Source organism: Christiangramia sediminis (genome assembly GCF_020552705.1).
Lineage (GTDB): Bacteria > Bacteroidota > Bacteroidia > Flavobacteriales > Flavobacteriaceae > Christiangramia > Christiangramia sediminis.
Genome location: NZ_JAJBZG010000005.1, coordinates 91,334 through 104,963 on the forward strand (window position 1 = coordinate 91,334; position 13,630 = coordinate 104,963).

Here is a 13,630-nt window from a genome sequence, read left to right on the forward strand (position 1 = left end):
ACTATGATTACCAACACAGAACTAGAACACAAGGGGAATCTATACCCCAGCGGATTAATATCATTTGAGCACGACCAGGATACTATAAATTTTATCACCAAGAACGGAGTTAGACTTCAAATTACGGTTCTTCGGGATAATATGTTAAGACTTCGTTATTCTACAAATGGCATTTTTGAGAACGATTTCTCTTATGCGGTAGATGAAGATCATCCACATGGATTCAATCAGCTTAAAGTTGATGAAACTGAAACCCATATTGTGATCACCACAGAAAAATTTCTTTGCAGGGTAGCAAAAGACGATATCAGGGTGGGAATGTATGAACTCAACGGAAAACCGATTCTTGAAGACGAATTGGGTTTCCATTGGGAAGAAAGCTTTGAGTTTGGAGGGAATTTCGTCAAGATGAGTAAATCTTCCAAAGAACAGGAGAATTTCTTCGGTTTGGGGGATAAACCTACTAATTTCAACCTTAAGGGAAAACGTCTCAGTTTATGGAATACAGACCAGTATGCCTACGGAAAGGATACTAACGAGCTTTATAAAGCAGTTCCTTTCTATATGGGACTTCACAATAATCTTTCCTACGGAATATTCTTTGACAATACCTTTAAAACTCATTTCGATTTTTGCAGTGAAAGAAGGCATGTCACCAGCTTTTGGGCAGATGGTGGAGAGATGAATTACTATTTCATCTACGGCCCGCAAATGGCCGATGTACTTACTACCTATACCGATCTCACCGGTAAACCTGAATTACCCCCAATGTGGGCTTTAGGTTTTCACCAGTGTAAATGGAGCTATTATCCGGAAAGCAAGGTAAAAGAGATCACTTCAAGATTCAGGGAATTGAATTTTCCCTGTGACGCGATCTATCTGGACATTGATTATATGGACGGTTTTCGATGTTTCACCTGGAATAAGGAATATTTTCCAGATCCAAAACGGATGGTACGTGAGCTGGAAGAAGATGGTTTTAAAACCGTTGCGATCATAGATCCCGGAATTAAGATTGACCTCAGTTACGATATTTTTAAAGAAGCCCTGGAAAATGATTATTTCTGTCGAAGAGCAGATGGGCCTTATATGAGAGGTAAAGTATGGCCCGGGGAATGTTATTTCCCAGATTTTACCAATCCTGAAGTTAGAGAATGGTGGAGCGGATTATACAGAGAGCTAATTGGAGACATCGGTGTTAAAGGCGTGTGGAATGACATGAATGAACCTGCTGTAATGGAGGTTCCGGGAAAAACTTTTCCGCTTGACGTGAGACATGATTATGATGGTCACAGATGTAGCCATCGTAAAGCTCATAATATTTACGGGATGCAGATGGCTCGCGCGACTTATGAGGGAGTGAAGAAATTTAATTTCCCAAAAAGACCATTTATCATTACCCGTGCGAATTATTCAGGAGGACAACGATATACCTCAACCTGGACCGGGGATAACGTGGCTAGCTGGGAACATTTATGGCTGGCAAACGTTCAAATCCAGCGACTTTGCATGAGTGGAATGAGTTTTTCAGGCTCTGATATTGGAGGATTTGCCGAGCAGCCTTCGGGAGAACTTTACACCCGATGGTTACAATTAGGGATTTTCCATCCTTTTTGTAGAGTTCACTCTTCCGGAGATCACGGAGAGCAGGAACCATGGTTCTTTGGTGAGGAAGTACTTGATATTGCCAGAAAATATGTAGAATTGAGATATCAGCTTTTACCATATTTGTATACCGCATTCCATAAATATGTGCAGGAAGGCTCCCCAATTTTAAAACCACTGGTATATTACGATCAGGAAGATGTACAAACCCACTATAGGGCAGATGAATTCATTTTTGGAAATCAGATTCTTGTATGTCCTGTTCAGGAGCCAAACGTACAGGGAAGAAGAATGTATATCCCTCGTGGGAAGTGGTACAACTTCTGGAATGATAAACTGGTGACCGGAGGTAAGGAAATGTGGGTAGATGCGCCTTTAGACACGATCCCTATTTATATAAAGGAAGGAGCTATAATTCCAAAATATCCGGTTCAGCAATATGTTGATGAATTGAAAATTGAAGAAATAAGCCTGGATGTTTATTTTAAGCTGGGTAAGGAAAGTTCTGAATTTTATGAGGATGCGCATGATGGATATGAGTATCGCCAAAATATTTACAGCCTGCGTACTTTCAAACTTACGGGAAGAGAAGATGCGATCATTGTTCAGCAACATAAAAGCGGTAGATATTCTGCTTCTTACACAAGATTCAAACTGAAATTTCACGGCCTGCCTTTTGAAGTCAAAAAAGTGATCTTCGAGAATGAAGAAGTTCCTTTAGAGAAGCTTCAGTATAATGCTGAAGAAAAAACGATTATCGTAGACAAAGAATTCAGCGATATTCATCTGGTAGGATAACGATCATAATCCCTAAAAATCAATTAGCCTGTCTCATCATTGGATAAAGACAGGCTAATTTTTGTCAGGGTAATATTAAATAGATTTATCTTCTACGGCATCGGTTAAACTGTAGCCATAAAATTTCTTAAAGGAACTGTAGAAAAGCTTAGGGCTCGAAAAGCCAGATTTATAGGCCACTTCCATCACATTCATATCTGTATGTTCCATCAGGTCCCTGGCATAATTGAGCCTTGTGAACTCCATAAAATCCTGAGGTGAAAGATTTACCAGGCTTTTCAGTTTCATAAATAAAGTATTACTGGTAATTCCCAGTGCAGCGCTGAGGTCATGGACTGAAAAATTCTCATTCCTGATATTTTGTACCACGATATCGCTAAGATTGGTAATAAATTTTTCATCGCTCTCATTTCTGAACTTTACCTCCACCGCTTCTATATGCGATCTCACATATGAATTTCTCAAATCCATTTGCCAGGTAAGGATCCGGGTGATCTTAGCAAGTAGTAAATTAATATCTATAGGTTTTCTAAGAACTTCTACCATCTCCTCCAACTGATCATTTCCAAGAACCTGATCTTCTTCAGCAATCAGAAAGATATTGATGTGATTAAGACCAATATTTCTTTTCAGCATTTTTGAAAGCTGAAAGGCATTCATATCTGGAAGAACCATAGCTGAAATGATAATATCAGGAAATATCATCCCGGCTTTCTCAATTCCTTCTTCTGCAGTCCCGGCCTGATATATCTGGCAATATTTACCAATATTGTTTACCAGCAGATTTCTTGTTTCCACATCGTTTTCTATGATCAGGATCTTGCTTTCGCTAAAATTGGTGATCTCTACAGGAAACTCGGTTTTTTGCACCGGTTTGGTCTTTTCGGCTTTAAAAATAGCCGCCGCTCTTTCCGGCACTTTTCGATAATCTTCCTTCTTATTTTTTAGAACCGCTGTAAAAGTTGAACCTTCATTTTTTTCAGTTTCATAACTAAAGCTTCCTCCCGCCTTCGATATGAGATCCTGCGCTTTCAAAATATATTTTAAACCACCTTTATCGCGGAACTTCGTTTTTGGATTTAAAGATTTTTTCTTTTCAAGGACCTTAATATCATGTTCAGGGATTCCCCTTCCATTGTCAGTGATCTGTAGTTTAAGATCTCCCACACTGGTCTGGATAAGATTAATGATAAGTTTACCCTTATTGAAGGAATATCCGGCGCTTCCTGAAATAAGACTGAAAATTATCTTATCCAGCATTTCCATATTATAATAGAATTCTGAATTCCCCCATTGATTGTTCATGATCACTTCCAGTTCTTTCATCTTATAAACCGGCTCAATATCTTTTATCACCTGCGGAAGATGATTTTGGATATTGATCTTTGAGATCTCATAAACCGATTGCTGATAATTAAAATTTAGTATCTGGTTAAAAAGTTCATCAAACCTGGCGGCATAACGTTGAAGATCCTCCGTGTTGCCTGCATCGGCTGAGGCTGAAATTTTACTTAAAGATTGTACAGCGCTCTCTACAGGCTTCTTAAATTCCTTTTGAAGCTGATCTCTAAGTTCTGCCTTTGCAAGTTGATCAGCATTTTTAGAACGTCTTAAAAAGACAAAGACAAAGATCGCTACCATAGCCAGAACACTAACTCCCATAAATAAATAAACACTACTTACAGTACCTCCAATGGCTTCTACATTTACTTTAAGCTCTTCCGGATTTGACCAGGCTGCGTCACCTAACTTCGCACGAACTTTGAAAATATAATTTCCAGGAGCCAGATTTGAATAACTTGCAGTATTGACTTGAGAAGGATTACTCCATTCCTCATCCAGGCCTTCCATCTTCCAGGAATATAAGATAGACTCAGGATCAAGATGTGAGATCCCGGCAAACTCGATCTTAAAGCCTTTTGTTTCATCAATTTCTACCTGTTCTCTTCCTGCCAGGTCAATATTCGCCTTTTTACCATCCTTTTCTGAAGGCAGGCTCATTTTCTTCAATTTCAGTTCTGGCTTGAATTCCTGCTGAGCCAGCATCGTTTTTGGTCTGAAAACATTGATCCCTTTGGAACTTCCAATTACCAACGATCCGTTTTTCAGTTCTGTAATATCGGCGGTAAGTTCATTTGTACTTAAACCATTCAATTCTGAAAATACTTTTACAGAACCGTTACCGGCATCATAAAAGGCCAGACCCTTATCTGTTGCCAGCCAAAGACCTTCATTGAGATCCCCTTGAATTCCTGTTACATTATTGGAAGGTAAGCTCGAATCCTCACCCAGTATTTCTAATTTTTCCGATTCAAAATCATAGGTCAATAGACCAGAACCTTCTGTTGCAAATAATCCAAGGCCTTCTCTGGTGATCTTTAGATCGTTTATAGAATAATATAAAAGCTCTTCATTTGCCGTTAACTCATCCAGATCTGTAATACGGCCTGAATATGGATCTAATGAATGTACCCTGGATTTTGTAGCGATAATGATCTTTTTAGGACCTAATTCAGCAATAGCTTTTACTCCTTTTATGGGATAGGTCTTTATCTCGTTATTCGGTTTAATCATATTTAAGTAAGCCTCTTCTCCACCAATCCAGACATTGGCCTTGGCATCTACAAAAAGTGAACTTGCCGACTGAATCTCTGTTTTGTATAGCGCATCGACTGAGTAATGAGCACGAAGCAGCGTATGTATATTGATCTTATATACACCATCATCTGCCGTGGCCACCCATAAATGATCACCGGTAGCTACGATATCTGTAATATCATCCGGCTTATTCATATGCCGGGTATAATTAAGGTTCTTTATATGTCTCCAACGATCGGTCTCAGGATTCCAGATACTCAAGCCTTTCCCGGTTCCAAACCAGACGTTTCCCTGGGAATCGGTTTCAGAGGCCGTCACAAAATCATCGGCAAGACTGGAATAGACCGCAGGATCATTTCTGAATTTTTGTATTGCAAAGCTGGAAAAATTCTGAAGATATAAACCTTCTTTTGCCACCATCCACAAAAGGTTCTGATCATTCAGATGAATTCTATAGATATTTTCCGGATATGTTGCATCCTTACCGCTTATAAGATTTAGATCCTCATCCAGACGAAAGATTCCGGAGCCATTCGTAGAAACAATAATTTCATCATCAAATTTTTCCAGGTCTGTGATCTGTTCTCTGGAAAGAGCATAGACTAAGGAATATATTTTCTGGACAGATTTGAGATCAGCAGTAGCCATGAACATTCCTCCGCTTTTAGTTCCGAAGATCAGCTTATCGTTTAGAGGGAGTGCTGCGGTAATATCCAGATCATGATATCCCATATCCAGCTTATTAAATTTGCCGGATCGCCTGTTGATAGTGAGGATGCCATTTGGACCTGCGAATACTATATTATTATTGAATAAAACAATATCTGAAGCCATCGTGTTCTCTGAAAGAAAACGTGAAATTCCAAAATCTTTTTTATCAGAATCGACGTTCAGCTTAAAAATACCGTTCTCTGCAGCCAGCCATAATTGTTTAGCCGGATCTTCCAGCATAGCATATATCCTTCCGGTTATATTACTTACAAACTGAAATTCATTTTTATGAGCATTAAAAACAGCTAGACCCTGATTACCCGAAAGCCATATTTTATTTTCAGAATCGGTATAGGTTTCAATGAATTCTGTCCCTATCTCCTTCGGTACGCCTCTGAATTTATTGTAATCTTTTACCTCTATCGAATTATAGGCCATCACCTTTACCGGAGTAGTGATCCAGAGATTATCGCCGAAATCCTGCTGGATATGCACCTCTTCAGCTTTAATAAATGATTGAACAGCTTTTATCCTCTTAACTGAATTTACTTCCTGCCCGATACCCATACCGGTACACCCCAAAATTACCAGTAAGGAATACAGAAATCTCAATTTAAAATGCCCCAAATCTCAAATTTTAGTTGATATAAACAGGGATAATTTAGGAATTAAAAGACTTATAAATCACTGTTTATTAAAGTTTTGGAGGCGATTTATTAAGACGATATTAACAATATAAAGAAAGAATTTTCAGACAGAAATTTTAATTGGTATAAAAAAAGGCTAACCAATATACAAACGCATATTCAGTTAGCCTTCGTGTTATCGTTTTACCGAATAACAACATATAAATATACGGTGCAAACTTTTTATTTCCAATCGGTAAACTCAAAATGACGAAAACTACGGGATTTCCCCTATTATTCCTTTAAACTATTAGGCTAAAAATCCAGGATTAGACAAAATCATCTTAAAGCTGATAACGGTCATAATTTAATAAGTACTCCTACCCCACCTTTGTACTGATTTTAAAACGCAATTGATATGAAACTTTACAGCTCTTTAAGGATTTTGATCGCAACACTTCTAATAAGTACTGGAATAAATGCTCAATCCTACAAACTAGATAATCAATCTTCCAGTCTTATAGTAGATGGAACTTCAAATATCCATGACTGGACCATTGAAGCAGAAAATACCAGCGGGACTATTAATATTGATCTTGATGAAGGAAAAATAGACGACATCGAAAATCTTGAATTTTCAGTAATAGCCGAAAGTTTAATGAGTGGGAAAAGCGGAATGGATAAAAACACTTACAAAGCTTTAAACACAGATAAATATAAGTCTATTACTTACCAGCTTCAAAAAGTAAATAGTATTGAAAATACTTCTGGTAACACTTATAAAGTATCAACTAAAGGAAACCTAACGATCGCAGGAGTAAAAAAAGAGATCAACCTCAATTTTAATCTGAAATCAGACAGCAATAAAATTGTTCTCTCCGGCGAACACAAACTCAAAATGACCGATTTCGAAATAGACCCTCCTACAGCGATGTTTGGCTCCATAAAAACCGGTGATATGGTTAAAATAAAATTTACTACTCAATTTAATAAATAAAAACTTCAACCTTAATAATTATAGATATGAAAACTATTACTAAATACATCAGTATAATGCTTATCGCACTGATAGCAACCTCTGCAATTGGACAAAATAACCGTGACCTGGACAATTTCCGTGCACGTGACCAAAGAGGAATCAATGAATTTGAAGCACCAAAAGACAGTGTAACTACCTTTGACGGAGTACACGTTAGAATTGGAGGTGCATCCACAATCCAGTTTCAGGCATTAGATCATGAAAATTCAGGCAATGAAGCAACCCCTGTATTGCAGGAAATAGGTGATAACTTCAACCTTGCTACTGCCAACCTGGACCTTGATGTGGTACTTTACAGTGGTGTTCGTATGCATCTTAGAACTTATCTTTCTTCTCAGCACCATACCGAAACCTATGTAAAAGGCGGGTATATCCAGATAGATAAACTGGATTTTATAAGCCAGGGTTTTGCTGAAGATCTTATGGATCACCTTAGAGTGAAAATTGGACATATGGAAAATAACTACGGGGACGCTCACTTTAGAAGAACCGACAATGCGATGTCGCTTTATAATCCTTTCATCGGTAATTACTTGATGGACAGTTTCACTACAGAAGTAGGTGCAGAAGTTTACTACTTCAATAATGGATGGCTTGGAATGTTGGGACTTACAAACGGAAAACTAAATCAGGCAGTGACCAATCCTGAAACTACCAGCCCTTCCCTTTTGGCTAAATTGGGATACGATAATTATCTTACAGAAGATTTAAGATTTAGATTAACAGGATCACTTTACCATACCAACCAGACCGGAAGTGCTTATTTGTATAGTGGAGACCGTGCAGGATCCAGATACTACAATGTTTTTACCGATATTGACGGCAACGGAGATACTTTTAGAGCAGGTAGAATAAACCCTAACCTTAGAAATGAAATGACTTCTATCATGATCAACCCATTCCTAAAATATGGTGGACTTGAATTCTTCGGAATCTATGAAAGAGCGCAGGGAAAAGCTGCTTCAGAAACTGACGAAAGAACCTGGAATCACTATGCAGGTGAGCTTATCTACAGATTTGGTGGTGATGACGATCTTTATTTAGGAGGACGATACAGTGTTGCTGATGGAGAACTTCAAGGAGGCGCAGATGTAAGCGTAAACAGATTTCAACTTGGAGCGGGATGGTTTATGACTAGAAACATTCTAATGAAGTTAGAATATGTTAACCAAAAATATAATGACTATCCTGTAACCGATATTCATAATGACGGGAAGTTTAATGGATTGATGGTTGAAGCAGCCATTAGCTTCTAATATTTGGATTGCTTTTCGGGTAGAATTCTGTAATGGTGTTCTACCCGAAATTATTTATAAGAATCTCAATTCTATATCATGAAAAATCTTTTAATGTGCATAGGAAGTTTTCTTTTTTGCATTTGTGTGAACGCACAAAGGGATTTTGAAAAAGGAAGTATAAAAATTCTACCAAGCAGTGAACTCATTATTGCAGGAAGTACTAACGTAAATAAGTTTGACTGCAAGTTTGATATCCAGCTAATAAGTAAACCAAAAAGTTTTGTATATTTTAAAGATGAGGAATATCTCAGGTTCAAAGATCTTGAACTTCATCTTCGCACTGAGGGTTTTGATTGTGGGAATCAAAGGATGAACTCTGATTTTCAGGATTTGCTTATGAATGATAAGTATCCTGAAATTGTGATCCATATAGATCATGTGGAGCTGGTTTCTAAAGAGTATGCCAAAGCCTATATTGAGGTAGATCTCGCCGGAAAGAGTAATAAATATGATTTACCTGTGCTACTTACGGAAGATCGCTTTAAAGGAAAATTTAAAATGAATATTCGTGATTTTGGATTGAAACCACCTAAAAAAGCACTGGGTCTTATAGAGGTAGATGAAATCATCGAAGTCCAGTTCGATCTTCAGGTCGCTCATTAGAGACTGCTATAAAGATCTGAGATATTTATAATTCAGTATTAAAATAATTATATGAAAAGTTTAAAAATTGTTTCCGCCCAGGAAGCGGTGAAAGAGGTAAAATCTAATCAAAGAGTTTTTTTGCAGGGTGCTGCAATGACTCCTAATGTATTGATAGATGCCCTTTGTGAAAGATATGAGGATCTTAAAAATGTAGAGATCATCCAGATACATACCGAAGGAAAGGCATTATATACAGAACCACCCTATCAGGATTCTTTTAAAACAAACAGTTGCTTTGTAGGCGGGAATGTTAGAAAAGCAGTAAACTCTAATTTTGGAGCATATATTCCCATTTTTCTAAGTGAGATCCATGTGCTATTCCGTAGAAATATACTTCCGCTGGATTTCGCATTTATCCAGGTTTCTCCGCCAGATAAACATGGGTACTGTTCTTTAGGAGTTTCAGTAGACATCACTTTACCGGCTATTCAAAATGCAAAAAAAGTGATTGCACAAATTAATCCCCACGTTCCCCGGACGCACGGTGACGGGATTATTCATATAAGCCAGTTTGATGCAGCCATAGAAGTAGACCAGCCCATACATTCTGCTCACTTATCTGAACCTACAGATATTGAGAAACAAATAGGGAAGCATGTTGCGGAACTTATTGAAGATGGTGCTACCCTGCAAATGGGTATTGGTGGTATTCCGAATGTTGTACTCAATAATCTTACGAATCATAAAAGATTAGGAATTCATACCGAAATGTTCTCTGATGGCATTTTGCCGCTTATTGAAAAAGGTATTATCACCGGTGAAGAAAAGGCGGTAAAGACCGGAAAACTGGTTACCTGCTTTGCAGTAGGCTCTCCAAAACTGTATGATTTTGTAGATGACAATCCCCTGGTACATTTTAAAGAAGCGGCCTACACCAATGACACCGCGATCATTAGAAAAAATCCAAAAGTAACTGCGATCAATTCAGCCATTGAAATTGATCTTACCGGCCAGGTTTGTGCCGATACTATTGGCAAGATTCAGTATTCCGGTGTTGGTGGCCAAATGGATTTTATACGCGGTGCTGCACTTTCTGAAGGAGGAAAAGCGATCATAGCCTTACCTTCAGTAACTAAAAATGGAATTTCCAAGATTGTTCCTTACTTAAAAGAAGGAGCCGGCGTAACCACTACCCGTGCTCATGTGCACTATATAGCCACCGAATATGGTGTGGTCAATCTTTTTGGAAAAAACCTCAAGCAACGTGCTGAAGCTTTAATTTCAATTTCACATCCAGACCACAGGGAAGAACTTTCTAGACAGGCGTTTGAAAGATTAAACGCATAATTTTCGAATTGTTTTAACGAGCGAGGTTAAGTGCAGCGCAGCAGTCTCTACAAAGAGACAGCTGCGCTGCACTTCGTTTAGCTCATACTGGCCTATTTATGCCTTCATATCTGCCTGAATAACATTCAACTGTCAAATTTTAAATTTTCATGAATTAATATAGTTTGCGTTTCCTGACTCCTGTCATATTTTAAAAGTACTCTGGTTCATAGTTTTACATAACAAATCAAATATTAGAAATTATGACTTTTTATCAGAAACAACTTTCAGAATTTACCCGGGATTTTTACGCAGGAGCCACTACAGGTATTATTGTTTCAAGCTGTCTAGGCTCTATCGCAGCCATGCTGGTACTCATGAATGGACATGCTATTGGAGAGATGATACAGCTTGGCGTAATCGTGGTAGCCTGTATGTGGTATAATGCCTCGGTACTGGCACAATTAAAATCCAAATTTGTCTTCAATTCTCTTATTATTAGCATTCTTATAAGCACTATTTTTATTCTTATCAATATATTATAGCCTATGAAAGAAGATTTAAAAGAACGTGCAGATATCAATAAACTGGTAGTGAATTTTTATAGCAAAGTCCGTAAGAATGAGGAGATAGGTTACTTTTTCAATAATACCATTCACAACTGGGATGATCATTTGGAAAAGATCACCGATTTTTGGGAAAGTAACCTCTTCTTTACAGGTAGTTTTAGTGGAAATCCTGCCATAGCACATGTAAAAGTGGATAGAACTCACCATAATTCTATTACTGAATATCACTTTGGGATCTGGCTTAACCTTTGGTTTCAAACCATTGATGAGTTGTTTGAAGGAGAAATGGCTCAACGCCTAAAAAATAATGCCCGTAAAATGTCAACTCATCTCTTTCTAAGGATCTATCAGGGCAGACAGGCAAATAAATAAATCTGCCGTTTTCCAATACTAAATTGTTTCCAGTTGTAGATAAACTGATCGTTCCATTTTTCTAAACTCTTCCTATATTTTTTTCTTCTGGTGTGGTCTCTTTGCAGCAGTTTGTTTTCTCTCACTTAGAAAAACTGAAGAAAAATCATTTGACACAAGCTCGTAATTTAACTAAAGTTTTCATATAAAAAATTATCCGTGATATACGAAGATGGGAATCTCGATATTCATATTGGCAGAGAAACCATATTCTGTATGTAAAAGCCGGTCACAGAGACTCAGGTTCTTTCCTATCACAAAAATGATATCATATTGATTTTGAATATCTTTAAAAAGAGACCTGGTAAAAGGAATGGGAGTTGTTAAAGGAGTTTCATCAGTATATAAATGAGGGTATTCCACATCGCCATCTTTTACCTCTACAAATGTAAAGTCTGAAGAATTTAAATAATTAAGGTTTTTGAGTATTTGTCTTTGCTCCTCCATAGATAATATTGAATGATCTACTGGAAATACGGCTTTTCGGGGAGTTTTATAATCGCATTTACCGGGTACGGCAATGATATTGCATTTTATTTTTCGAACCACCTCGTAGGCATGATCGCCCAGGATGGGATGTGTATGTTCATTCTGGCTAACTGCACCAATAAAGATAAGGTCTATCTTCTTTTCCTGCAGTGCTTTTCTTACGGCACTAATAAGGTTTTCTGAAGAAAGTATAGTGTGAAATTTATGTGATTTATTTCCGGCGTATTTCTTTAGTTCTTTTGCTTTCTTTTGGAGTTCACTTAAGGTAATTATCAACTCATTTTCCAGAACATCACTTGCAGATCTGTTAAAATTGAAGCTATGTATATTCAATAAATAGAAATTTACGTCTGTTGTTTTCAAGAAATCAACAGCATATCTGCCTGCGTTATCGGAAGTTTCTGAAAAATCGGTCAGAATTAAAACATTCATGGAAAATCACTTAATACATTACAGCGAAATTAGGTGAAGTCTCCACTAGAAAAAATGATGGAAATCAGTTCTTCGTATTTAATTGAATTTCTTTTTATTTAATATTTTTCAGTGCCTCTGAATCCAGTAATTTGATATTTCGGCCTTCGATCTCAATAAGTCCATCCTTTTTAAATTCAGACAGGGTCCTTATAAGACTTTCCGGGGCCATTCCAGCTACACCAGCAAGATCTGCACGTGAAATCCTGATACTTTTTAGAGGATGTTTTTTGATCCTTTCAGCGAAAAGTAAAATAGTATTGGCCGTTTTCTTTTTTACAGAACCATAGGCCATATCCATCAATTGTTGTTTAAGTTCTGAAAGATTATTACTTAATACCTCTACAAGCTGCATGGTGAGCTTAGGGTTTGTTGAGAGAATATTATAAAATTCTTCACGGGAAACCGCGTAAAGCTGAGTGTCCTCCATAGCAGTCGCATAATCTTCAAAGGAACCTTGAGAATTATTGGTATGATTTCCGAAAAAATCATCTTCCTTATATAGCTCGGTGATCAATTCCTTTCCCTGATTATCCATTCTATGGGCTTTTACCACCCCCCTTTTGACGAGATAAAAGAAATTTGCGTGCTTTCCTTTTTCATAGATGGCCTCCCCTTTTTTAAAAAACTGCAATTCTTCCTGACTAAAAACTTCTTTCAGGTCTTCAATACTGCTTAGCTTTTCCTCTTTTTGTGGTGCAACCTGTTCCCGGTGAGAATTAAGGATTTCCACTTTGGCCAGTCGGCTTTCAATTGCGCTTAAAAGCTCTTCTTCTTCGAAGGGTTTGGTTAGATAATCATCGGCACCAAGATCCATTCCTTTACGAATATCCTTATGTTCCGTCTTTGCAGAAAGAAAAATAAACGGAATATTTCGTGTGTCAGGATCTTTACTCAATGCATCTAAAACGCCATACCCGTCTATCTCTGGCATCATAATATCGCAAACTATAATATCGGGATGGGTTTGCTTTGCTTTTTCAATTCCATGTCTGCCGTTGGAGGCAGTTATTACATCATAATTAGATAGCTCTAGTAATTCTGCGGTGTTTTCTCTAACAGTAACATCATCTTCAATAAGCAGTAATTTCTTCATTATTCTTT

The 13,630-nt window shown here is 37.6% G+C and carries 10 protein-coding genes; 7 read left to right on the forward strand and 3 right to left on the reverse strand.

The annotated features are described in order from the left end of the window. Window positions 1-3: 3 nt before the first annotated feature. A complete protein-coding gene (locus tag LGQ90_RS09755) occupies window positions 4-2,403 on the forward strand; it encodes a glycoside hydrolase family 31 protein (RefSeq protein WP_229340602.1) in 2,400 nt (799 codons plus the stop codon). 75 nt (window positions 2,404-2,478) lie between these two features. Here LGQ90_RS09755 and LGQ90_RS09760 read toward each other — a convergent pair whose 3' ends face one another. Further along, window positions 2,479-6,339 (reverse strand): hybrid sensor histidine kinase/response regulator transcription factor, encoded by a 3,861-nt coding sequence (locus tag LGQ90_RS09760; RefSeq protein ID WP_229340604.1) that lies wholly within the window; start codon window positions 6,337-6,339, stop codon window positions 2,479-2,481. Window positions 6,340-6,756: 417 nt separating this feature from the next. On the opposite strand from LGQ90_RS09760, the gene LGQ90_RS09765 reads away from it, so the two are divergent. The 6 genes from LGQ90_RS09765 (at window position 6,757) to LGQ90_RS09790 (ending at window position 11,527) form a co-directional block, all read left to right on the forward strand. Continuing rightward, window positions 6,757-7,335, forward strand: a complete 579-nt coding sequence (locus LGQ90_RS09765) for a YceI family protein (protein ID WP_229340606.1) — start codon at window positions 6,757-6,759, stop codon at window positions 7,333-7,335. Window positions 7,336-7,361: 26 nt separating this feature from the next. Continuing rightward, on the forward strand, window positions 7,362-8,633 hold the full coding sequence (locus tag LGQ90_RS09770; protein ID WP_229340608.1) for a hypothetical protein: 1,272 nt from the start codon (window positions 7,362-7,364) through the stop codon (window positions 8,631-8,633). Window positions 8,634-8,711: 78 nt separating this feature from the next. Then, window positions 8,712-9,278 carry a YceI family protein gene (locus tag LGQ90_RS09775; protein ID WP_229340610.1) on the forward strand — a complete coding sequence of 189 codons (567 nt, stop codon included), beginning with the start codon at window positions 8,712-8,714 and terminating at the stop codon, window positions 9,276-9,278. Window positions 9,279-9,329: 51 nt separating this feature from the next. Further along, window positions 9,330-10,607, forward strand: coding sequence for an acetyl-CoA hydrolase/transferase family protein (locus LGQ90_RS09780; protein ID WP_229340612.1), 1,278 nt, complete (start codon window positions 9,330-9,332; stop codon window positions 10,605-10,607). Between the two features lie 242 nt (window positions 10,608-10,849). Continuing rightward, window positions 10,850-11,131: a hypothetical protein gene (locus tag LGQ90_RS09785; RefSeq protein WP_229340614.1), complete on the forward strand. Its 282-nt coding sequence runs from the start codon at window positions 10,850-10,852 to the stop codon at window positions 11,129-11,131. 3 nt (window positions 11,132-11,134) lie between these two features. Then, window positions 11,135-11,527 carry a group III truncated hemoglobin gene (locus tag LGQ90_RS09790; RefSeq protein WP_229340616.1) on the forward strand — a complete coding sequence of 131 codons (393 nt, stop codon included), beginning with the start codon at window positions 11,135-11,137 and terminating at the stop codon, window positions 11,525-11,527. 192 nt (window positions 11,528-11,719) lie between these two features. Here LGQ90_RS09790 and LGQ90_RS09795 read toward each other — a convergent pair whose 3' ends face one another. Both LGQ90_RS09795 and LGQ90_RS09800 read right to left on the reverse strand, forming a co-directional pair. Further along, a complete protein-coding gene (locus LGQ90_RS09795; protein ID WP_229340618.1) occupies window positions 11,720-12,487 on the reverse strand; it encodes a universal stress protein in 768 nt (255 codons plus the stop codon). 94 nt (window positions 12,488-12,581) lie between these two features. Next, complete coding sequence (locus tag LGQ90_RS09800) at window positions 12,582-13,622, reverse strand: response regulator (protein WP_229340620.1); 1,041 nt, start codon at window positions 13,620-13,622, stop codon at window positions 12,582-12,584. Window positions 13,623-13,630 lie beyond the last annotated feature (8 nt).

Coding starts and splice junctions, on each gene's coding strand:
- LGQ90_RS09755 (WP_229340602.1), top strand. CDS start 4: ATGATTACCAACACAGAACTAGAACACAAGGGGAATCTATACCCCAGC.
- LGQ90_RS09765 (WP_229340606.1), top strand. CDS start 6,757: ATGAAACTTTACAGCTCTTTAAGGATTTTGATCGCAACACTTCTAATA.
- LGQ90_RS09770 (WP_229340608.1), top strand. CDS start 7,362: ATGAAAACTATTACTAAATACATCAGTATAATGCTTATCGCACTGATA.
- LGQ90_RS09775 (WP_229340610.1), top strand. CDS start 8,712: ATGAAAAATCTTTTAATGTGCATAGGAAGTTTTCTTTTTTGCATTTGT.
- LGQ90_RS09780 (WP_229340612.1), top strand. CDS start 9,330: ATGAAAAGTTTAAAAATTGTTTCCGCCCAGGAAGCGGTGAAAGAGGTA.
- LGQ90_RS09785 (WP_229340614.1), top strand. CDS start 10,850: ATGACTTTTTATCAGAAACAACTTTCAGAATTTACCCGGGATTTTTAC.
- LGQ90_RS09790 (WP_229340616.1), top strand. CDS start 11,135: ATGAAAGAAGATTTAAAAGAACGTGCAGATATCAATAAACTGGTAGTG.
- LGQ90_RS09795 (WP_229340618.1), bottom strand. CDS start 12,487: ATGAATGTTTTAATTCTGACCGATTTTTCAGAAACTTCCGATAACGCA.
- LGQ90_RS09800 (WP_229340620.1), bottom strand. CDS start 13,622: ATGAAGAAATTACTGCTTATTGAAGATGATGTTACTGTTAGAGAAAAC.